The sequence below is a fragment of the Methanobacterium sp. genome (genome assembly GCF_038562635.1).
GTDB lineage: Archaea > Methanobacteriota > Methanobacteria > Methanobacteriales > Methanobacteriaceae > Methanobacterium_D.
In genome coordinates, this window is sequence record NZ_JBCFBO010000004.1 from 39,926 (window position 1) to 59,009 (window position 19,084).

Here is a 19,084-nt window from a genome sequence, read left to right on the forward strand (position 1 = left end):
GTAAAAATTTAAATTTTATTCATCAAACAGATAAATATAGATTGTAAAATTATTAATTAACTTAATCTATATGATTAATTATAATTTTAAACGTGTTATGAAGAATAATTTAATGCACATTCATTTGTTTTATGAAAACATCGAAAATGCATGGATTTAAAGAGATATATGATTAAAAGGGGATATGAATGACTATTTGGTTAGTTAGAGCAGGTAAACATGGTGAAAGTGAGGAAGAGGTATTAAACAACAATATTGCAGCGATAGGGTGGGTAGAATTACCAGACTTATCGCATATTAAGAGTAGGGAAGAACTTAAAGAACTCTTTGATAAGATATATCCTGGAAAAAAGAAAATGTCCGCTGCAAATGAAGCTGGACAAGTTTGGTCATTTCTAAAAAGGATTAAAATTGGTGATCTTGTTATATTACCATCTAAATTTCACGCATCAATTGCAATTGGAACAGTTAATGGCTCCTATAAATACAGAACTGATCTTTCGTCAAATACTTTCCACACAAGACCTGTTGAATGGATTAAAACAGACATTCCCCGAACTGCTTTCGATCAAGATTTACTTTATTCTTTGGGCGCATTTATGACTGTATGTCAGATTAAACGTAATAATGCTGAAAATAGGATTAAAAAGATATTAATGGGAAAATATGAAGAATCAGAAAACGCAAATGGTTCTAATAATGTAATCGGTAGTTTGGATGAAGATTTAGAGTCAGACTCAGTTCTAGATATTGAACAGGCTGCAAAGGATCAAATAAGTAAATTTATTATTCAAAAATTTAAGGGGCATGACTTGCCACGCTTAGTAGAAGGCGTTCTTCAAGCTCAAGGATATATGACTGAAATATCAAAGCCAGGACCAGATGGAGGCGTAGATATTTTAGCTGGTGCTGGGCCAATGGGTTTTGATAATCCCAGAATTTGCGTACAAGTTAAATCATCTCAATCTCCAGTAGATGTCAATATTTTAAGAAGTTTGAAGGGCACAATGAATGATTTCAACGCTGATCAGGGCCTTTTAGTTTCATGGGGAGGATTTAAAGATTCAGTATTAAAAGAATCTAAAAGAAGCTTTTTTAATGTTCGACTTTGGGATTCTGATGATTTGATAAAGGCTATTTTTAAAAATTATGATAATTTATCGGATTCATTACAAGCAGAATTACCTCTTAAAAGGATGTGGGCTTTAGTTATGGATGAAGAATAAAAGTGGGTGTTACATGTCAATACCAAGATTATATTGAAAATATGAGAGGATAGTTAGATTAAAAATATAATTTATTTTCTAGAGTTATTTTGACTTTGAGGGATAAAAAGGGGATGAATATGGGCTTAAATGACGATCAGATAAAGGAATTACTTAGATGGTTTGTTAATTCTTCAGAAACTTATAAAAATTGGATGCAAGAAAGAATAGGATGTGAAAGATTTAATCACCAGTGGATACAACCCGAATTAATTAAAGAAATGTCCAATGAAGACTTAAGAAAACATTATCTTGATTATTTTAACAATGGCACTGGAAAAAAACAAAAGCTAATCGCTATCCCTCGTGACAGAATAATTCAAAGCGAAAAGTTCAGAGATTCTTTACTATATCTCCTTAATGAAGAAATAGATATTAAAACTAGGATAAATGAATTACTATATTCAAATAATGAAAAACATATCGATGGAATGGGAAAAGCGTTAATAACTGCTTTTTTAATGGATTTCAAACCTGATAAATATTGCTTATGGAATGGTAAAACTGAAATGGGATTAAATGCGCTAGAATGGGCTAATCTTTTCTATCAAAGAGGTGATACTTCTGGTGATGTTTATATTAAAATAATGAATTTATTTAAAAAATTAAAAGATATTGATCCGGAACTTAATTTAACTTATTTAGGTATAGATTTGTTTTTGCATACTATTTCAGCGACAGAAGAAGGGGAAAAAATATTAGAGAAAATAAGAAATGGGCCTTCCGAGTTAAAAATTAGATATTTTATAGAAAAAGCTTTAAAAAATCACAATTCTGATAAACAGGAAGATATTGACGAAATTCGTTATTTATTTGAAAAGGGAATTCCTAAATATCTGGAAAATATTGCTAATGAGTCTATTGGGGGAGATACTAAGAGGTATAAAGTTGAGGGAGTGCCTGGAACACGACAAACAAATTCAATTGATGAATTTGGATATTTACCTCAAATTTATGTTTTTGATGAAACAGAAAAGCAAAAAGATAATTTTAAGGATTATAACTATTATGTACTTTACATTTTAAGAGAAGATAGAAAAGGCATTTATTTATCATTAAATCATGGCCAAGGCTACATGAAAGAAATTTTAAAGGAAAAAGGAGAATGGAAAGGTTGGTTTAAAGATAATGAACTAAAAGATAATATTAAAGAACGTGTTCAAAGGGCTAAAGACGAAATAGGTCCTATTGATAAGTTTTCAGATATTATGAATCTAGGTTCTGAATATGCCACAAGTAGTTCAATTTTTGAAGCAGCATCTATATATTCAAAATATTATACTTTAGAAAATCTACCTTCTGAAGAAGAACTCATATCTGACTTTAAAGAGATGTTACGTTTACATAATTTGCTAATAACTAAAAATGAAGGTTTGACAGCTATTGAAGATCCAAATGAAATCAAAAAAGCTAAAGAAATCTTTGAAAATAGATTCAAAGAGATAGTTGATGAAACAATATCTTCTGAATTTAGAAATAATAAGATCTGGTTTCCCAAATTAGGCATCTGGACATCATTCAATGAAACTCAAAATTATTTTTATAATCCTTTTGGAGTCGGAAAACCTACGCCTTACTCTTTAACAACTATTGAAATTAATTTTTCATTCAAGGGTAATAAAGTATCTGGTGTTTTTGCTAAAGATTCTTCTAATACTATTTATCTGTTACATAGGGGTAAATTAGGGGGCAAATTTGTTGGAAAACAAATTTTAAAAGAAAATTATGGTGGTGAATGGGTCAATGTCAAGGAAGGAGATAAAGAAAGCAATTTAATTCTAATTGGGGCATTAAATGAACCGAATTTTCTCGAAAAAGTGAAAAATTTCGTTTTTGAAGTTGATAGAATTAAAAATAATGGTGGGAATAATTTGAACTTTTTAGACTATTTAAATAAAAAAGGATTCTATTTTGAACCTGAATTAATAGAAAACTTCCTTTTGTCCATTAAAGTTAAGCCTTTTGTGATATTAACTGGAAATTCAGGTACTGGAAAGACCAAAATTGCACAGTTATTTGCACAGTATTTATCTGAAGCTTATAAATCTCAAATAGATCCTGAATTTACAAATAAAGATAAATTAATTGAAATTTTGTCTGCAAAACCTGAATTCGCTGATTATGTATCAGAAATTAAGAATAGTGTGGGAACTTACCCTAGTGATTTTGTAAGAGATAAATTACCTCAATTAATAGATTATAATTTGCTCAAAGAGCTAGAAAGTGCAGATATCTCTAAAGAAATGGATATATATGGAGTAGTGCCTGTAGGTGCTAATTGGACTGAAAACAGGCATGTTGTTGGCTTTTATAATGTAATAACCAAAGAATTCCAGAGAACAAAATCTTTGAATTTAATTATTAATGCTGGGGATCATCAATCAGTTCCTTTCTTTTTAATATTAGATGAAATGAATCTTTCTCATGTTGAAAGATATTTTTCTGATTTTTTATCAGCAATGGAAAGTAAAGAATCAATTGAATTACATCAAAATAAAGAAATTGAAGATGATGTGCCTCAAAAAATAAAGTTTTCAGAGAATTTAATGGTTATAGGTACTGTAAATGTAGACGAAACTACTTACATGTTTAGTCCTAAGGTTTTGGATAGGGCAAATACTATTGAATTTTTAACTCCATCAGTTACAGATTATATGAATGGAGGAAAGATATCTAATAAGTTAAATGGTGATATTAATTATTTAGAGAATCCTCTTTCAAATGTTGAAATTAGAAATGCATCTATATTAGAATTAAGGAAATTATTTGGTAATGTCACTGTTTCTGGAGGTAATTTTTGGGATATAATGAGGGATCAACTTGAAAAATTCCAGAATATCCTTAAAAAAGCAGGTTTTGATTTTGGGTTTAGAGTTATAAATGAAATAATGCGTTTTATGTATGTTTCATGGGTTTATGAAGGTAAACCATTAAACTGGGCTAATTGGAATCGTTATTTCGATGCTCAAATAAAACAGAAGATGCTTCCTAGAATTCATGGATCGAAGCGAACACTCGATCATGTTGCCGATGAGCTTTTAGAGCATTGTAAAGATTATGAATCTTCAAAAAAGAAGCTAGAAGAGATGCAAAAAATATTGGACAAACAAAGATTCGTTTCATTCACTAATTAGGGGATATCATGGGATATAAAAAAGTTTGTATTCCTTTATACCACAAGGAAGAAGCAATTGGCATTTTAAAGGTTATTTCAACTCGAACTAGTGATTCATCAATCTTAGATGAGAAAGATTTTAAATTAAATAAGTTTCAAATTGAGAATCCAGATACTGAAACTCCAATACAAATTTGCGATTTGGGTAATGGCCCTATTATAATGTTACTTGAAGAAACTCAGTATCAAATAGTTTTTAAATCTTCTAGTGATTATACTGGAATAAAAATAATTCCATTTGTTCAAAATAAAATTAATAGTGAATTTAAAGTTCTTGAAACCGAATTTAAAACTGAAAAAACAGGAATACTGAATTTTGGAAGTTATGCAGGTAAATCTTTTTTTGATGTTGAAGTAGATGGAAAAAATTCTAAAAAAGTTTCTTTTGAAGTTAGATCTAAAAAAATTGATTATAATAATGAATATATTAAAATGCTTTCATATTTATCAATGGCTATTTCAGGTATACTCTTTTATCAGAATTCACCATTATTCCAAAAACATTATTTTAATAACAAATCTAGAAAAACATTTTATGAAGATTACATTTTCCTTGAATATTTGTTTCTAGAAGAGAATTTACCATATGCTTATGAATACATCAGAAAAAATATTTATACTAATTTAAAGGAAGATTTAGAAACAGTTCCAACAGCATTTGCATCTAATTTGGGTTATGCAGGAATGGTAAATATAATTTGTAATCCCGAGAGTTTGTATGAAACCGATGAAACTCCATTTAACTGGCCACAATCAATGAAAAATTTCGTTCCAGATAATATTACACAGCCTTTTTATGAAGAATCAGTCGATACACCAGAAAACAGGCTTTTAAAATATTTTTTGGAGTTGTTGGATATGCTTATCCAAAAACTAAAAATTGAAGTTAATAATGAATTTTCTAATAACCTTATTAAAGACAGATTGGGAATTTTTGAAGATAAAATACAAGAATATCTCTCAGATGGATGGTTAGAAGATGTAAGCAATCTAGATCAAGTTCCAATGAATTCTCAAGTTCTTCAAAAAAAAGAAGGCTACAGAGATATTTTTAAATACTATTTGAATTTTGATTTTGGATTTAGACCTGTATGGAAAGAAATGGATGATTTAATAGATGGCTATGAACGTAAACTGAATGAATTATATGAATTATGGTGTTATTTTAAACTTTTAAAGATAATGGAAAAACTTAGCAGACAAAAAATTGATTATAATGATATTTTTTATGTAGATTATTCTTCTTGGTCGATAGAGCTTAAAAAAGGCTTAAATTCAATCCAAGAATTTTATATTGGAGTTGAAAACCAAAAAATAAAAGTCAAATTAGCATATAATTTATCTTTTAGTAGAAAAAATAATCTTAAATCTTATTCTCTTGGATTGAAGCCAGATTATACATTAATAATTGATATAAACGGCGAAAAGAAACTTTTACATTTCGATGCCAAATACAAATCTAAAGGAATAACTGAAAATGATGAGCTTTATAGAAAAAAAATCTATAAAGAAGAAGATGTGCATAAAATGCATACTTATAAAGACGCAATTTTAAATTCTTTAGGATCTTATGTGATTTATCCTGGAAATGGAAACTCAGTAATTTTTCCGCAAGGCTCTAGTGAAATTCCTTCTGTTGGTGCTTTTCCATTGACTCCTGGAAACAGTTTTAAGCAGGAAGAAGAATTAGCTAACCATATATTTAAATTTATAGAAGAAATATATAATGAATTAAAGAACTAAAAGATTAACTAGGTGCTTAATGTGATTGAATGGGAAGAATTCGAACAAATAGTGGTAGACAAATTAGGGCGAGACATTAGAGAAAACAAAAATCCAGAACAAAACCAAGCCATTTCAGCACCAATAAATCAATCTCAATTTACTGTAGCGGGCCCTGGAAGTGGTAAAACCGCAACATGGTCCTGAAAATTCTCGAATTCATTTATGTTGATGATAAAAGGTGAAATTATGCAGGTAATAGATTTAAATCAAGATCAAAAGGAAGCGGTTGAATATTTTTCTAAAAAACCATTATTAATTCAAGCAGGTCCAGGTTCTGGAAAAACAAGAGTGATTATAGAACGGGTGAAATATTTAATTCAAGAGAAGAAAATTGATCCGGAAACATTTCTTGTGGTCACCTTTTCTAATAAGGCTAGTAAGGAGTTAAGGGAGAGATTAATAGATTCGAAAAATGGTTTAGATACAGAAACTGTTAATAAAATCCATATTTCAACTATTCACTCATTTTGTTACGATTTAATTTCGGATAAAGGGCTGTCTTATGATATTTTGGAAGAAGATGAAAAGAATCATATGTTCATATACAAGCATTTATTTGATTTAGGCTTTGAAAATGAAAAATATTTTAAAAAAGGACATATTGAGACTTTAGTTAAAAAATTCAATGAAATGACAACATTTAATGTAGATATAAATGGATTTGAAGAATATGTTAAGGATGAGTTTCCGGTTTATAATGAATACTTAGAGTATATTCAATCTATTTTAGATAATCTTAAAGCAGATGAATATTTTAATTTTCCAGAAGATGATGTTAAGGATGATGAATTATTCACTGAAGCTTGGTATAATGCAAGGTACAATCAAATTGCTGAAAGCTATAGGCAATATTTAACCTTATTAGAAAAGGAGAATTATATTGATTTTTCATTAATTCAGACCAAAGCATTGGAATTATTAGAAATATACCCTGATTTAGTTGAAGAATTGGGATTTAAAAATATTTTAATAGACGAGTTTCAGGATACAGATCCTATACAAATGAAGATATTTGACTTTTTAATTAAAAATTCCGAGACATTTACTGTAGTGGGGGATGATGATCAAAGTATTTACGGCTTTAGAGGTTCTGAGATTAAATTCTTCCTGGAATTTAAGGATAATTATGATGCAGAGCTTATTACCTTAAAAACCAACTATCGTTCCACAAAAAACATTGTAGAATTTTGTGAAAACTTCATAGAAAATGATAGACTAATCAAAAAGGAATTGAACTGCAATCCAGGCCGTACTGGAGAAAATCCCGAAATTTTCTATATTAAAAATGCAAGAAATGGAAGACAGGATGAAGCAGACCAAATAGCCGGAATAATTAAACATTTAAAAGAATCCGGAAAAATAGCCAATTACAGTGATGTTGGAATACTTTTTAGAGCTCTTATAGGAGGAAAAGCTCTAAAGTTAAGCCTAGCTTTAGAAGAGTATGGTATTCCTTATGATATTGTAGGGAACGAAGATTTACTTGAACAAGCTGAAGTTAAGGTTCTTCTTTTAATGATTTATTATCTTATTGAATCTGATGATACGCCCTATATTATGAATAGATGGTCTGGTAAAGGGGCAGACTGGCTAAATATTTATGGTTTTGCATCTAAAGACTTTGATTTAAATAAATACTTCGGATTTTCCCAGAAAACCCAGGATATATTAATCAAGCTGGAGGACGATTTTAGAAAAAACCTCATCGCTACTGAAAAAGAGGTTTATAAAGAAAAAACAGGGCAAACATCCAGGATCAGATCCTACTTCGGAGTTTTTGATAAATACAAAAAGCAAAAGGATTTAAAAGAAGATTGCTTTAACGAAATTTTCTCTAGAGTAAAAAAACCTTACCTATACCAGTTCACTGTAGATGATTTAAGAGAATTGGGCATTGATAATGAGCATGATTTAAATTTCTTTAAAAGATTAAATGATTTAAGGGTATCCCTTGAAAATGAATGGTCTGATGAAACCATTAAAGATAAAACTACATTGTTAAATGTTTTTTATGAGATAATGGATATAATAAATAATTTTGATTTTGATGATTTTGATAATGAGAATGTGGAAAAACTGCTGAATGTATCTACACTTTCCAATACTATCTATAAATTTGAAGATGTGGTTAGCAGACACAGTTTAAGGAGACTATTCTGGTTTTTTTACCATAATCTGGGAAAGCACAGTTCTAATCAAATCAATGATGGAAATGAAGTTCAAATAATGACTATACATAAATCTAAGGGTCTTGAATTTCCTGTTGTTTTTATTGCAGGCATGAAAGAGAAAAGCTTCCCCAAAGATTTTAAAGATGAGGAGTACGAACTTTACGGTCTTTTTAAAACCCCAAATTTTCCTATTCCCTATAAATATTTAGAGTATAAAGATGAACTTACTCAGGAAGAAAAAGAGGAAAAATATTACTATGAGGAACGTAGGGTTCTTTATGTGGGATTAACCAGGGCTAAGGAGATTTTAATTCTATCTGCATATGAAGATAAAGACGGAAATCTTCCAGAAATTGATGGAATTGATTTTAATCAGGTTTCATTAAAAAGGATAGAGGAGGATTATTCAATCCTCCCACCAACTCAAATAAGTAAAATCCCTGATGAGGAGGAAGAAATACTCCTATTAAGTTATACATCTATAAGAGATTATGAGAAATGTCCATTTAAGTACTATATTGTCCATAAGCTATTATTTAAAGAATCAGACACGTATAAAATTAAAAAAGGAAATATATCCCATAAAATCCTTGATAAGATACATAAAAACTCTATTGCTAATTTGACTGGTGAAACATTAGAAGATGGAACAAGTTCAGATTTTATTGATGATATAATTGATGGAGATGAAAAAGATCTATTTCAAAATGAAGTTGAAAATATTAATGAGTATTTAAATACATTTTTTAAAGATATTGAAGTTATAAAATCTGAATTTCCATTTACCATTGAAAAAAACAACTATATTATAAATGGTCAAATAGATTTAATTTATAAAAGAAATGGAGCATTGGGAATACTAGATTTTAAAAATAAATATGCAATTGATAAAGATGAAATAAAAAAACAGTTATACACCTACTTATTGGCATTAAAATTAAATCCAGAATTTCACTCGGAAAATATTAAAGAAATTGCTGTTTACCTATTAAAGGCGCCTAAGGACAATAAATTGCAAATTTTTGACATAGATGAAGAGTATCTAAATAGATTCCAAAATAAAATCACAAGTGTAGCTCAAAATATTAACAACAATATATTCGAAAAAAAACAGACAGGGGACTGTGATAATTGTACCTTTAGCTTTATTTGCAACTAAAAAACGAGTACAATTAAACGTGCTCATTAACTCATTAATTGGTTTGAATCCGGAAATATGAGGAAATATTCAATAAACACGGATAACTCTAAAGAAGTCCGTCTTAAAGGTATCAAGGACATGTCGGGACATAAAAGGTGTAAGCCGTTCAAATTATTATGGAGTTAATGGGATAATAGATGTTTTAAGTTCAGTTAAGCTGGAAGAAGCCTCTTCAAAGAATTTAATTTTGAAATATCTTCATCAAGACCCACTGTTTAGAGAAAAGATTGATGCGCTAGATTATCCTGAATATGAAATTATTGTGGACTATAAGGGTATGAAAAGACCTCCTGTTAACTCTCCTTCCTGGCAACATCACAACTGGCAGGTTTTAACTTATGCATGGCTTCGTTCAATGCAGCCAGAGTCGCGTCCAGTTTTGACAGGTATTCTATTTTATCTCAACGAACTTTCTCTCTTTAAAGAGGATCTAAAGGAACTTAAAAGGGAAGTTGAAGAAAGAAATACTGATATTATGCCGCCTGAAAATGATCTGGTGAAAATACTTCAATGGAATGCGAGGTCTAACCCTCCTCTTATATCTGAAGCTTTCAAAATTCGTAGAATTTTGATGCATCGAAAATCATAGATTTTCGAAAGCGTTTAAAAATGAAAGATCTATACGAATTATTCAGGTAGAAAATAGTTCAGTTAATAATTCTCTTAATGAATTTGACCAAGTAGTAGCTGAAATTGAAAATAGAGTTATCTGTGAAGTTAATGGAAAAGGAATAAAATCTTCATGGAATCCAAATCCTGATAAAAGGACCTGTGATGCATGTGACTTTAAAACGTTCTGCAGTAAGTCTGAAACTGCATCAAGGTTTCCTACAGTGCCATGATTAAAAAAATTAATTCATTTGTTTTCTAATTTTTTGACTTACCATACAATGTGATAATAGTATTTATGTCAATTAAATAATCGCTAATTTCCCTGCAGTAGTTATTTCAAGCTTATCCTTATTTATAAAGCCCATCACTCTTAATTCGCGTATGTGATTGTAAGTCATTCCTCGACTTATCCCAACTTTAACTGCTAAATTTTGCACAGATATTCCGTTTTTGGTCAGCTCTTCAAGTATCATTCTTTTTGTTGCTGAAATTCCAAAATTTAAAATAGGGAGATCTATAACAGTTTTATCTTCTTCTGTAACGTAAACAATACGTTCTACTTGGTCTTGTCTTGCATAGCATCCAAAGAGAGCTCCAAGAGCCTGTGGTTTCCGTCCACCGCTCACATTCACTATTATTTTTCTTCCATGTGCATGTTCATACTCAATTGCTTCTGCAGCGTCTTCTGCAATTTTTACAACATCATACAGGCTTGTTATCTTTGTTTCTATTTCAACTACTTTTCCAACAGTTTCTTTAAGCATCCTTTCTGCTTCACGCTGCTTATTGTCTGAATCTTCTTCCCTGAGCAGAACTATTTTTTGCGGTGAAAATTGTGTAATACAGAACATCACTGGTTCGATTGAGTATATTGTTGAGATTAATGTATTGTCCATAATATCACCTTCCCATATTATCGTGGAAAGCTAAATGCTTTTTATCATTGTTTAAGTCCTCTATTTTAAGGATTAATATACTTTTCTAGATTTAATGCGCCAATTAAACCTTTAGGATTTAAAATTTTTATTTTTATATATAATTTATATGTTCTATGATAATTAATATTATCTTATATATGAAAAACATATATTTATTATATTTTTACTATTTAAAATTATATTTGTCAATGTAAAACATATACAGTTATATAGTAGTCATTACTAGATACATAATTGAACTCAAATTAAATGGACGGTTTAATTGAAGTAACTAATTTAAGCAATTTTTGCCGTGTATTGGCTGTATAAATGCTTTTATTATAATTTTAAAAGATTAATAACCTTAAAATTTCAAAAAAAATTAAAATTAAGTATTTTTGGAGGTAAAAAATGGATAATAAATATTTAATTGCATTGGGAATACTTGTAATTGCAGGTATTGTAGCTACAAGTGGATGTACTGATTCTTCCACAAGTTCTGCATCAAATTCGTCTCAAAGTACAGCACCACCATTTCAGATTTCAGATTTAAAAGTAACAAATGGTGGATATGGAGATTATGCTATAAAAGGACAATTGGTTCCTACTCGCGATATTGACTACCTTGAAATGGTTACTGTATGGTATGATTCCAGCGGGGCAGTTATTGAGAGAAATTCTCTTGCCTGGAACATGAATGATCTTAAATCCGGACAAAAGGTTAAATTTTCCACTAATGATTATATCAGTACTGATGAAGGAACTCCTTCTAAAGTTGAGCTTTTAGTGTTTGATAGTGCATTTGCAGGCGGCGATGATTCATCTGCAATATATAAAACTACTTTAGAAGTTTAAATTTCATTTATTTTTTTAATTTTCAGGTTAATGTTTGTAGAATTTCTGATTTGTAAAAATAAAAGATGGGGGATGACATTATGGTAGAAGAAGTAAAACGAGAAGAATCAATCGAGAATTTAAATGGAACATCAAGAACTTTAGAATTGGTTTTAGGAATTATTGGTGGATTTTTTGGTTTAATTGGAGGTATAGGGGCTGTAATGGTTGGGAGTATAGGGGACGCATTCAGCGCATCCGGTGCTTCTGATATAATGATTTTAGGTGCTGTTGCAGTTGTAGTTTCGATTATGGGGGTAATTGGGGCTGTACTAGTTAGGAATAAGCCTAAATTGGGCGGATTATTAATGATACTGAGCGGAATAATTGGCTTCATATGCATTTTCCTATTTTATGTACTTGGTGGCGTTTTCCTTGTAATCGGCGGTTTATTGGCTTTAATAAGGAAATAATGATTTAAATAATCAAAAAGTATGGGAATTAACTGGAAGAAGGGATTTTTAAGTATGTCTGAATTGAAGATCCTCATAGTTGAAGATGAGGGAATTATATCACTTGAAATCACGCAAATACTACAATCACAAGGATATCAGCCTTATGCAGTCTTCTCAAACGAAGATGTCATAGAAAAAGCACAGGAAATTCAACCTAATTTAGTGTTGATGGACATTAAGTTAAATGGGGAAGATGAATGCATAAAAAAAGCTATAAAAATCAGGGAAATGATGAATGTGCCCATTGTATATCTTACAGGTTGTGCTGATAAAACAACATTAAATGCAGTAAAATCAACCACGTCTTGTGATTACATACTTAAACCTTTTGATGAGGAGGAATTAGTCAGTACCATTGAAATGGCTCTAAATAAACATAACTCAATTTAATGTCATTTTTTTGATTAAAATTGATTGTAGTTCCATATATTCTTAGTCATATCCATATTTTAGTCAGACTATATTTCACCTGTTTTTCATCAAACAATTCCAGTATTTCATCTGTTTTTTCAGCTTCAATGATAAAAGTTGCTCTTCCAATCTTTTTCCCGTATTTAGAAACAATTCCTTCCCTTTCACTGATATATTCCTTGTTTTTATGTGTTGTTTTGACTTTGTAGCCGTATAACTGCCTTTTAACGAACATCTTATCCTTTTGTGGTATGTCGCCGTAGGTGTATGAGATAAAAGCTGCAGGTTTTAAGAACTCTTTTTGCCCTAAAATAAGTTCCGGTTTGGAATATAATACAGTGCCGTCTTTAACGACTTCCCATAGAAAATCAGAGTCTATTACTTCGTTTCGGTTAAAGAATACAAATGAAAAAGGATTTTTGAGCCTGTATTTATCTTCAATTTTAACTGCAATTTTCTGGACTTCCTGTCCCTCTTCCCCAATTTCTGGATTCCTGCCCTTAGAATTAAACATTAAAAAAATATCGATATCACTTTTTTTGTGCATTTCATCCTTTGCAGCGGATCCAAAAAGGATAACTGCTTCAATGCCCTGTATATCTTTTAAACTTTGCCCCAGTTCAAAAGCAGCATCTTTAATCTTCATTGGCCCACCTTACAATCTGGTTTAGTATTTTAAGAACTTCATCAACTGTTTCGCCGTTGCCTTTACCTCCATACCACCGGCCGTGCCTGATTGTTTCTAATCTACCAAATGCAATTGCTATTTCTTCTTCATCTCTTTCTCTTAAAAATCTCTGAAGTCCGGTATGTATGTCTTTATGTGCACCGAATCTTGTTTCGCATCCATAAGCAATATAATGCATTGAACATCCGTACGTCAGCTCTACTATGGAACTTGTGTGATCTTTATCTGATTTGAGTAGATCTATACTTTTCCTGATTTCTTTACCTCGTTTAAGGTGAGATTCTGCGTTCATATAGAAACATCTCCTGTTATACATGTACAGAATTGGTGGTATATTTATTTTTCTGTTAATACATAACTGTAAAAATAATTCTGTTACATAAGTACAGAATAGTGTGATACCTGCATATTCTGTTACTGTATAACATAAAACATTGAAATGCAAAAAATTATTCTCTGTGAAATTCACGTGTCTGCCAAAAAGAAGTTAAATACGTGGTGAGTTTATAAAACCCATTGTTTTAAATTATTTAATTACGTGGGGTTAAATAATTTCAATTCTTTTCAAAACTTCAAAGCCCAAATCTTCTTATTTCCCAATCTTTCCTATCCATAATCACAAACCATAACAACGTATACTTACCAACCAGTATCCAAATAAATTTCTTTTTATCCTATATTGTATGGTGACAAGAAAATGTCCAAACTGTAGATCTCAAGTTGTAAGTGGAATCATTCTAAAAGAGAAAGATAATTAAAAGGTTTAGATGAACTTTTTTAAGTAATATTGAGATATGATGCAAGTGATTGGCGTCCAATTGAACGAGAACTTATTTTAAAAAGGTTTAAAAGATGAATCAACCTGTAAAAGCTCAAAGGATGTCATCATAAATTTATATTGTAATTTTTATGCTGTTGTACTTCAAAGATGGGGTCACATTATCTTTTTGTTCTCTGTGCAGTATTATGAACCCTGCTTCTTCCAATCCTTCAAGTTTTGAATGAACTTTTTTAACATCTTCATGTACCATTTCAGCAAGTTCTTCTACTGATCCTGGATTTTCATTTTTTATATGGTCCATCAGTGTTAATTCGAGGTCATCTATGGGCATTTTGTGGGTTAATATCCTTCTTTCATCTTTAACTTCAGCATCTGGATGGTTTAAATGATATTTCCAGTCATCAAGGTTCAATTGGAGAAGTACATTTTCTGGATCTTCATCAAGCAGTTTTTTAAGGTTTTCAAGCGATCCAAATTCATATTCAAAATCTTTAATTAGTTCGCTTCCAGTTATTTTTCTTTCAAGTGTTATCTGTATCATTTATTTAGCCCTCGCTTTGTGGTGATAATAAAACTGTTTAATTTGGTTTATGTATTTTTATCAGTTCGACTTAATTTTTCGCGGAATGTATACCTGATAAACCTTCCATCCTCTGTTTGTATTTGATCTATACCATAAACCATAATAATGTATACTTACCAAACCCATATTCAAATGAATTTTCAATTTAAATATCAAATTAAGTATCTTTACCATGTGGAGGTTGTATAGTGACAAAAGAATGTTCAAACTGTGGGGCTCAAGTTGCAGAAAATGTTAAGTTTTGTACTGAATGTGGCGGTAAAATGGAGCCGGAAGTGCTGAAATGCCCAAGCTGTTCTAAAGAGCTGCCTGAAGGCACGAAGTTTTGCATGGAGTGCGGTACCAAGGTCGGGGTCGAGCCAAGGGCTAAACCTAAAATTGAAACCGCACCAAAAGAAGCTGTCTGCCCTAAATGCCGTAAAAAGTTTCCAGCCGGCACTAAATTCTGCAAAGAATGCGGAACCTCAATTAAGCCGCAGGTTTCAGGGAAAAAGAAACCTGAAGACGAGGTGGATAAGATCATTAAAGAAGCCACAACTGCAGGTAAAGGTCTCCTGAAAGAGGCTGACAGTTTGCTTAAAAGGTTCAGGTGAACCATTTTTTCACTCATTTTTTGTGTATAATGGCTATTGTGCTTGATTTTAGGAAATTACATCAATTTAATTTTCTTTTAAAATTTTTTCTATGTCTTTAATAACTTTTTCCACAACATCAAGGCATTCTTCAATCTCTTCCTGGGAAATTTCTCTTTTAGGGGTGCCTATTTTTACGTTACCATAAAAATCAACATTCCGGATTTCCCATAGCACATCTATTTTATCCTGATATTTTTTAAGGAGTGTTTTTGCCCTTTCCCTTCTCATGTTGTGGCTTCTGTAATCTTTTCCATTGAGTTTACTAGTTAAAGTCATGGTGGCAGATTCAAAAGCTGCATATGCTAGTCCTGCCACACCTGCAAGATCTCCCTGTTTGTGTAGATCCTTCGCTGATTTTAACAAATTTCTTGCCCTTTCCATGTCTAAATCAACCATATATGTTCACCTTCACGTGATATTTTATTTTCAAGCCGTTCAATTTCTTCTTCTATATTCTCCAGTTCTATTCTCCTTTTTGGCACGGGTTTCCCTTTTTGCACTATCGATTTGACTTCTCCTATTGTTATCTCAGCAATTCCTTCATAATAATCTCTGGCTTCGCCTTCAAGGGTTTTAGATTTGTTTAAGAATTCTTTAGCTTTTTCTACCCGGTATATAACGTAAGATTTTGGAAAAGAATGTGTTTCTGCTGTGATCTTTAAAGTATTCCCTTTAAATACAATACCATTTAACAAGGCTTCCAGAACTACAAAATCTACTGGATTTTTGATGTCTTCCCATTCATATTGATGTATTTCAAATCGATGGGGTAGAAAATCAAACCTGTTTATATCAATAGGGTTTTTAGCTACTACACAGATGTCTATGTCACTTTTTTGCGTAGCTAAGCCTTGAGCAACACTTCCAAAGAGTATGAATAATTCAACATCATCTTTAACCTGTTGATACAAAAGATCGATGACATTTTTAAAATCAGGATTTATATTTTGCCTTTCCTCTTCCATAAATAGTTTCCACAGAATTTTAACCAGGTTCATCTCATAATTTATCATGTAAAGCTTTTTACGGCTTTCTTTTTGCTCTAAAATGATGTTATATGAACTTAAAACTTTTAATATTCTTAGAACATTTGATTTAGAAACTTCAAGCTCTCTTGATAATTCACTGAGGCCAAAGGAGAAATATGGTTTTAGTATAAAGAACCTCAATATTTTCATAGTATTTTTGGTTGCCAGATGTTCCAGGTTAAATTGTTCTAATTTTAGTACCATATGTTCTAATTATAGAACCACATATAAAAATATTTGTTTTAAGTCGCATCTTTTTACCATTTTCGTAATTCTTTAAGGAATTTCAGTGCTCAGCTCTTTAAATTTATCATATTTTACAGGGATTGTTTACCTAAATCCTGATAAAAAAATTTTAATTTATTTTTTAATCAATTGGAGCTTTATAATTGTTTTTTGTATTATTAATAAAACAGATAGCTTCATGAACCCTTCCTGTTTTATTAGTATAACAGTTCATCTTATTTTTAGAATGAAATTTTTTAGACCATATAATATAGTAAGATTTTAATAATTCTCACACATATAAATAAATGATTGAAATGAACCGAAAACAAATAGCAGAAGAATTCTCAAAGTCTATAAATTATCCTGAAATAGATAAGATAATATTATTTGGTTCTGTGGCTCGTGGAGAAGATACTGAAAATTCAGATATTGATATTCTCATAATTTCAGATAAAAAACTAGAAACAAAGGATAAGCTCATGAGAAAAGTCAGCGAGGCACTGCTTAAGTTTGGAGTTTATATTTCTGCCAAGGTTATTTCAAAAGAAGAATATGAAAACCTGGAAAACACTCATTTTATCTCCAACATCAAAAGGGAAGGTGTGGTACTTGGATGATGTGAAACTTTTGATAAAAAATTCAGATGAGAAGCTTCTGGCAGCTAAAACTCTTTTTGAAAATGGTTTTTATGGGGACGCTGTAAGCAGGGCTTATTATGCGATGTTCTTTGTTACTAAGGCATTACTATCTAAAAAAGATAGTTATCCAAGGACACATAGAGGTTTAATTTCACAATTTGGGCTCCTTTTTGTAAAGAAAGGGGAATTTAAAAAGGAACTCTTTGATCTGCTTACAAGAGCTCAAGAGGATCGAGAAGAGGCAGATTATGGCTTATTTTTGGAATTAGATAAAGAAGAATCATTAATTATAATTAAAGGTGCAGAATTGTTTTTAGAGGAATGTAAATTGATTTTGTCGAATCTTTGAAATTAACATCTCATTTCATGTTATGTCCTTACAAAGGTTTGAAATCTGCTCAAAGACAATGATTTATTGTTAACTGTTTTACATGTTCCTCGCTAGTTCACGCTAAAATCTATTTTTTTCATGCTATGAATATTTTATTTCTCAAGTCCAGAAGATGTTTTAGTAATGCAGGGGAAAGTTCAATGACAACACATGGCCATATCTTAACTGTAGGTGCATGCAGATACATGGCAGGTTGATTGTCAGTGCAATGATGGGCCATTCTAATGAGAATATACTATCTCGAAGGCATTGTCCAGTTCATGGATGATGGGGTCCACATGAACTGGCTCCAGAATTGATGGAACTGCAAGTGGTTCGTTTAAGTATAAAGATCCTGCTGAAATTGCAGGAAGCGGCTACATGGTAAAATCATTAGAAGCTGTTTTGTAGGTGGTCTATAGCAACAATAATTTTGAAGAAGGCTGTCTGATGGCTGTTAATTTAGGTGGTGGTGCAGATAAAAAGGGGCAGTTTACGGCCAGATTGCAAGTGTTTCTATTGTTAAATTGGATTTCTGAAAACTGGAAAAATAAATTGGCAGGCTATGGCTTGTCCGGTCCTTTGCAGATAAGCTGACTGGAATCTAAAAGAATGATCTATAGAGATAAAGATCCATATTTCTAGTTTGGTATTGTTTAAGTTGTGGAATAATTCTTATTTTATATATCTAGATTCTGAGTATTGAATTGTGTAGAAATTTAGGGAATTTGACTTAACCTAAAAACTAGAATGTAACTTTTATTCTCTTTTACCTTAAATTTGGCTGTATTGGTGGTTTGTTTTTTTTATTTTTTGTGCAGTATTTTCTAATATGTTTGTAAATCTACAGCTCGCGCCTATAGTATGCGTTGGTTTGAAAAGAAATTTTCGGCTGTTACGCTTATAAGTACTATGGTTTAAGGCGTCGGTTGGAGTGTGATAATATCACTCTGTGAAGACTGGTTTTTTCCGACTGTAGTTATATCATATGAGGACTCAAAAACTTGTTGCAAGAAATTGTAAGATTGTTTGAGTTTGATGTTGGTTTGGTAGATTTGTGGTGATTTTTGGTTGCTACTAGAAAAATGTACCCCCTTTTCAATTTAAGTTGAATAAGGTTTTTTTATTATTGTTTACTTCCGAAATGCAAATTATACTCTGTTAGTGATTTTTAAACGTGTAAATCCGTTTGATCCTGGCGGAGGCCACTGCTTTTGGGGTTCGATTAAGCCATGCAAGTTGAACGA

At 31.1% G+C, this 19,084-nt stretch carries 19 protein-coding genes; 13 read left to right on the plus strand and 6 right to left on the minus strand.

The features are described 5' to 3' along the window. Window positions 1–188 precede the first annotated feature (188 nt). The 6 genes from AAGU07_RS16080 to AAGU07_RS16105 all read left to right on the plus strand — a co-directional run bounded on the left by AAGU07_RS16080 (window position 189) and on the right by AAGU07_RS16105 (window position 10,186). The gene (locus AAGU07_RS16080; protein WP_342460100.1) at window positions 189–1,226 is read left to right on the plus strand and encodes a restriction endonuclease; all 1,038 of its coding nucleotides are present in this window, start codon (window positions 189–191) and stop codon (window positions 1,224–1,226) included. 119 nt (window positions 1,227–1,345) lie between these two features. Continuing rightward, the gene (locus AAGU07_RS16085) at window positions 1,346–4,399 is read left to right on the plus strand and encodes a DUF3578 domain-containing protein (protein ID WP_342460101.1); all 3,054 of its coding nucleotides are present in this window, start codon (window positions 1,346–1,348) and stop codon (window positions 4,397–4,399) included. 8 nt (window positions 4,400–4,407) lie between these two features. After that, complete coding sequence (locus tag AAGU07_RS16090) at window positions 4,408–6,183, plus strand: DUF2357 domain-containing protein (protein WP_342460102.1); 1,776 nt, start codon at window positions 4,408–4,410, stop codon at window positions 6,181–6,183. Between the two features lie 21 nt (window positions 6,184–6,204). Then, a complete protein-coding gene (locus AAGU07_RS16095; RefSeq protein WP_342460103.1) occupies window positions 6,205–6,369 on the plus strand; it encodes a hypothetical protein in 165 nt (54 codons plus the stop codon). Between the two features lie 42 nt (window positions 6,370–6,411). Next, entirely contained in the window at window positions 6,412–9,555 is a 3,144-nt protein-coding gene (locus AAGU07_RS16100) for an ATP-dependent DNA helicase (RefSeq protein WP_342460104.1), read from the plus strand. 229 nt (window positions 9,556–9,784) lie between these two features. Continuing rightward, window positions 9,785–10,186 carry a hypothetical protein gene (locus tag AAGU07_RS16105; RefSeq protein WP_342460105.1) on the plus strand — a complete coding sequence of 134 codons (402 nt, stop codon included), beginning with the start codon at window positions 9,785–9,787 and terminating at the stop codon, window positions 10,184–10,186. A 325-nt stretch (window positions 10,187–10,511) separates the two neighbouring features. Here the strand turns inward: AAGU07_RS16105 and csa3 are convergent, their stop codons facing one another. Next, window positions 10,512–11,105, minus strand: a complete 594-nt coding sequence (csa3, locus tag AAGU07_RS16110; protein ID WP_342460106.1) for a CRISPR-associated CARF protein Csa3 — start codon at window positions 11,103–11,105, stop codon at window positions 10,512–10,514. Window positions 11,106–11,537: 432 nt separating this feature from the next. Here csa3 and AAGU07_RS16115 point away from each other — a divergent pair, with 432 nt between their 5' ends. From AAGU07_RS16115 to AAGU07_RS16125, 3 genes are all read left to right on the plus strand, one after another. After that, complete coding sequence (locus AAGU07_RS16115) at window positions 11,538–11,981, plus strand: FxLYD domain-containing protein (RefSeq protein ID WP_342460107.1); 444 nt, start codon at window positions 11,538–11,540, stop codon at window positions 11,979–11,981. 80 nt (window positions 11,982–12,061) lie between these two features. Beyond that, complete coding sequence (locus tag AAGU07_RS16120) at window positions 12,062–12,433, plus strand: DUF4064 domain-containing protein (RefSeq protein ID WP_342460108.1); 372 nt, start codon at window positions 12,062–12,064, stop codon at window positions 12,431–12,433. Window positions 12,434–12,487: 54 nt separating this feature from the next. Beyond that, entirely contained in the window at window positions 12,488–12,865 is a 378-nt protein-coding gene (locus AAGU07_RS16125; protein WP_342460109.1) for a response regulator, read from the plus strand. Window positions 12,866–12,911: 46 nt separating this feature from the next. On the opposite strand, the gene AAGU07_RS16130 is transcribed toward AAGU07_RS16125, so the two are convergent. The 3 genes from AAGU07_RS16130 to AAGU07_RS16140 all read right to left on the minus strand — a co-directional run bounded on the left by AAGU07_RS16130 (window position 12,912) and on the right by AAGU07_RS16140 (window position 14,896). Continuing rightward, on the minus strand, window positions 12,912–13,532 hold the full coding sequence (locus AAGU07_RS16130) for a nucleotidyltransferase domain-containing protein (protein ID WP_342460110.1): 621 nt from the start codon (window positions 13,530–13,532) through the stop codon (window positions 12,912–12,914). Continuing rightward, the gene (locus tag AAGU07_RS16135; protein WP_342460111.1) at window positions 13,522–13,866 is read right to left on the minus strand and encodes a hypothetical protein; all 345 of its coding nucleotides are present in this window, start codon (window positions 13,864–13,866) and stop codon (window positions 13,522–13,524) included. The genes AAGU07_RS16130 and AAGU07_RS16135 overlap by 11 nt, the downstream gene beginning before the upstream one ends. Before the next feature lie 601 nt (window positions 13,867–14,467). Then, on the minus strand, window positions 14,468–14,896 hold the full coding sequence (locus tag AAGU07_RS16140; protein ID WP_342460112.1) for a hypothetical protein: 429 nt from the start codon (window positions 14,894–14,896) through the stop codon (window positions 14,468–14,470). A gap of 230 nt (window positions 14,897–15,126) precedes the next feature. On the opposite strand from AAGU07_RS16140, the gene AAGU07_RS16145 reads away from it, so the two are divergent. Next, a complete protein-coding gene (locus AAGU07_RS16145) occupies window positions 15,127–15,531 on the plus strand; it encodes a zinc ribbon domain-containing protein (protein ID WP_342460113.1) in 405 nt (134 codons plus the stop codon). A 66-nt stretch (window positions 15,532–15,597) separates the two neighbouring features. On the opposite strand, the gene AAGU07_RS16150 is transcribed toward AAGU07_RS16145, so the two are convergent. Beyond that, window positions 15,598–15,969 (minus strand): HEPN domain-containing protein, encoded by a 372-nt coding sequence (locus AAGU07_RS16150; protein WP_342460114.1) that lies wholly within the window; start codon window positions 15,967–15,969, stop codon window positions 15,598–15,600. Further along, window positions 15,957–16,805 (minus strand): nucleotidyltransferase domain-containing protein, encoded by an 849-nt coding sequence (locus AAGU07_RS16155; protein ID WP_342460115.1) that lies wholly within the window; start codon window positions 16,803–16,805, stop codon window positions 15,957–15,959. The genes AAGU07_RS16150 and AAGU07_RS16155 overlap by 13 nt, the downstream gene beginning before the upstream one ends. A 338-nt stretch (window positions 16,806–17,143) precedes the next feature. Between AAGU07_RS16155 and AAGU07_RS16160 the strand changes: the two genes are divergently transcribed. From AAGU07_RS16160 to AAGU07_RS16170, 3 genes are all read left to right on the plus strand, one after another. Then, a complete protein-coding gene (locus AAGU07_RS16160) occupies window positions 17,144–17,446 on the plus strand; it encodes a nucleotidyltransferase domain-containing protein (protein ID WP_342460116.1) in 303 nt (100 codons plus the stop codon). Between the two features lies 1 nt (window position 17,447). Next, the gene (locus AAGU07_RS16165) at window positions 17,448–17,816 is read left to right on the plus strand and encodes a HEPN domain-containing protein (RefSeq protein WP_342460119.1); all 369 of its coding nucleotides are present in this window, start codon (window positions 17,448–17,450) and stop codon (window positions 17,814–17,816) included. 432 nt (window positions 17,817–18,248) lie between these two features. Beyond that, window positions 18,249–18,434: a hypothetical protein gene (locus AAGU07_RS16170; protein WP_342460117.1), complete on the plus strand. Its 186-nt coding sequence runs from the start codon at window positions 18,249–18,251 to the stop codon at window positions 18,432–18,434. Window positions 18,435–19,084 lie beyond the last annotated feature (650 nt).

Excerpts from the sequence above, each read along its gene's own strand:
- AAGU07_RS16080 (WP_342460100.1), top strand. The coding sequence starts at position 189 with ATGACTATTTGGTTAGTTAGAGCAGGTAAACATGGTGAAAGTGAGGAA.
- AAGU07_RS16085 (WP_342460101.1), top strand. The coding sequence starts at position 1,346 with ATGGGCTTAAATGACGATCAGATAAAGGAATTACTTAGATGGTTTGTT.
- AAGU07_RS16090 (WP_342460102.1), top strand. The coding sequence starts at position 4,408 with ATGGGATATAAAAAAGTTTGTATTCCTTTATACCACAAGGAAGAAGCA.
- AAGU07_RS16100 (WP_342460104.1), top strand. The coding sequence starts at position 6,412 with ATGCAGGTAATAGATTTAAATCAAGATCAAAAGGAAGCGGTTGAATAT.
- csa3 (WP_342460106.1), bottom strand. The coding sequence starts at position 11,105 with ATGGACAATACATTAATCTCAACAATATACTCAATCGAACCAGTGATG.
- AAGU07_RS16115 (WP_342460107.1), top strand. The coding sequence starts at position 11,538 with ATGGATAATAAATATTTAATTGCATTGGGAATACTTGTAATTGCAGGT.
- AAGU07_RS16120 (WP_342460108.1), top strand. The coding sequence starts at position 12,062 with ATGGTAGAAGAAGTAAAACGAGAAGAATCAATCGAGAATTTAAATGGA.
- AAGU07_RS16125 (WP_342460109.1), top strand. The coding sequence starts at position 12,488 with ATGTCTGAATTGAAGATCCTCATAGTTGAAGATGAGGGAATTATATCA.
- AAGU07_RS16130 (WP_342460110.1), bottom strand. The coding sequence starts at position 13,532 with ATGAAGATTAAAGATGCTGCTTTTGAACTGGGGCAAAGTTTAAAAGAT.
- AAGU07_RS16135 (WP_342460111.1), bottom strand. The coding sequence starts at position 13,866 with ATGAACGCAGAATCTCACCTTAAACGAGGTAAAGAAATCAGGAAAAGT.
- AAGU07_RS16140 (WP_342460112.1), bottom strand. The coding sequence starts at position 14,896 with ATGATACAGATAACACTTGAAAGAAAAATAACTGGAAGCGAACTAATT.
- AAGU07_RS16150 (WP_342460114.1), bottom strand. The coding sequence starts at position 15,969 with ATGGTTGATTTAGACATGGAAAGGGCAAGAAATTTGTTAAAATCAGCG.
- AAGU07_RS16155 (WP_342460115.1), bottom strand. The coding sequence starts at position 16,805 with ATGGTACTAAAATTAGAACAATTTAACCTGGAACATCTGGCAACCAAA.
- AAGU07_RS16160 (WP_342460116.1), top strand. The coding sequence starts at position 17,144 with ATGAACCGAAAACAAATAGCAGAAGAATTCTCAAAGTCTATAAATTAT.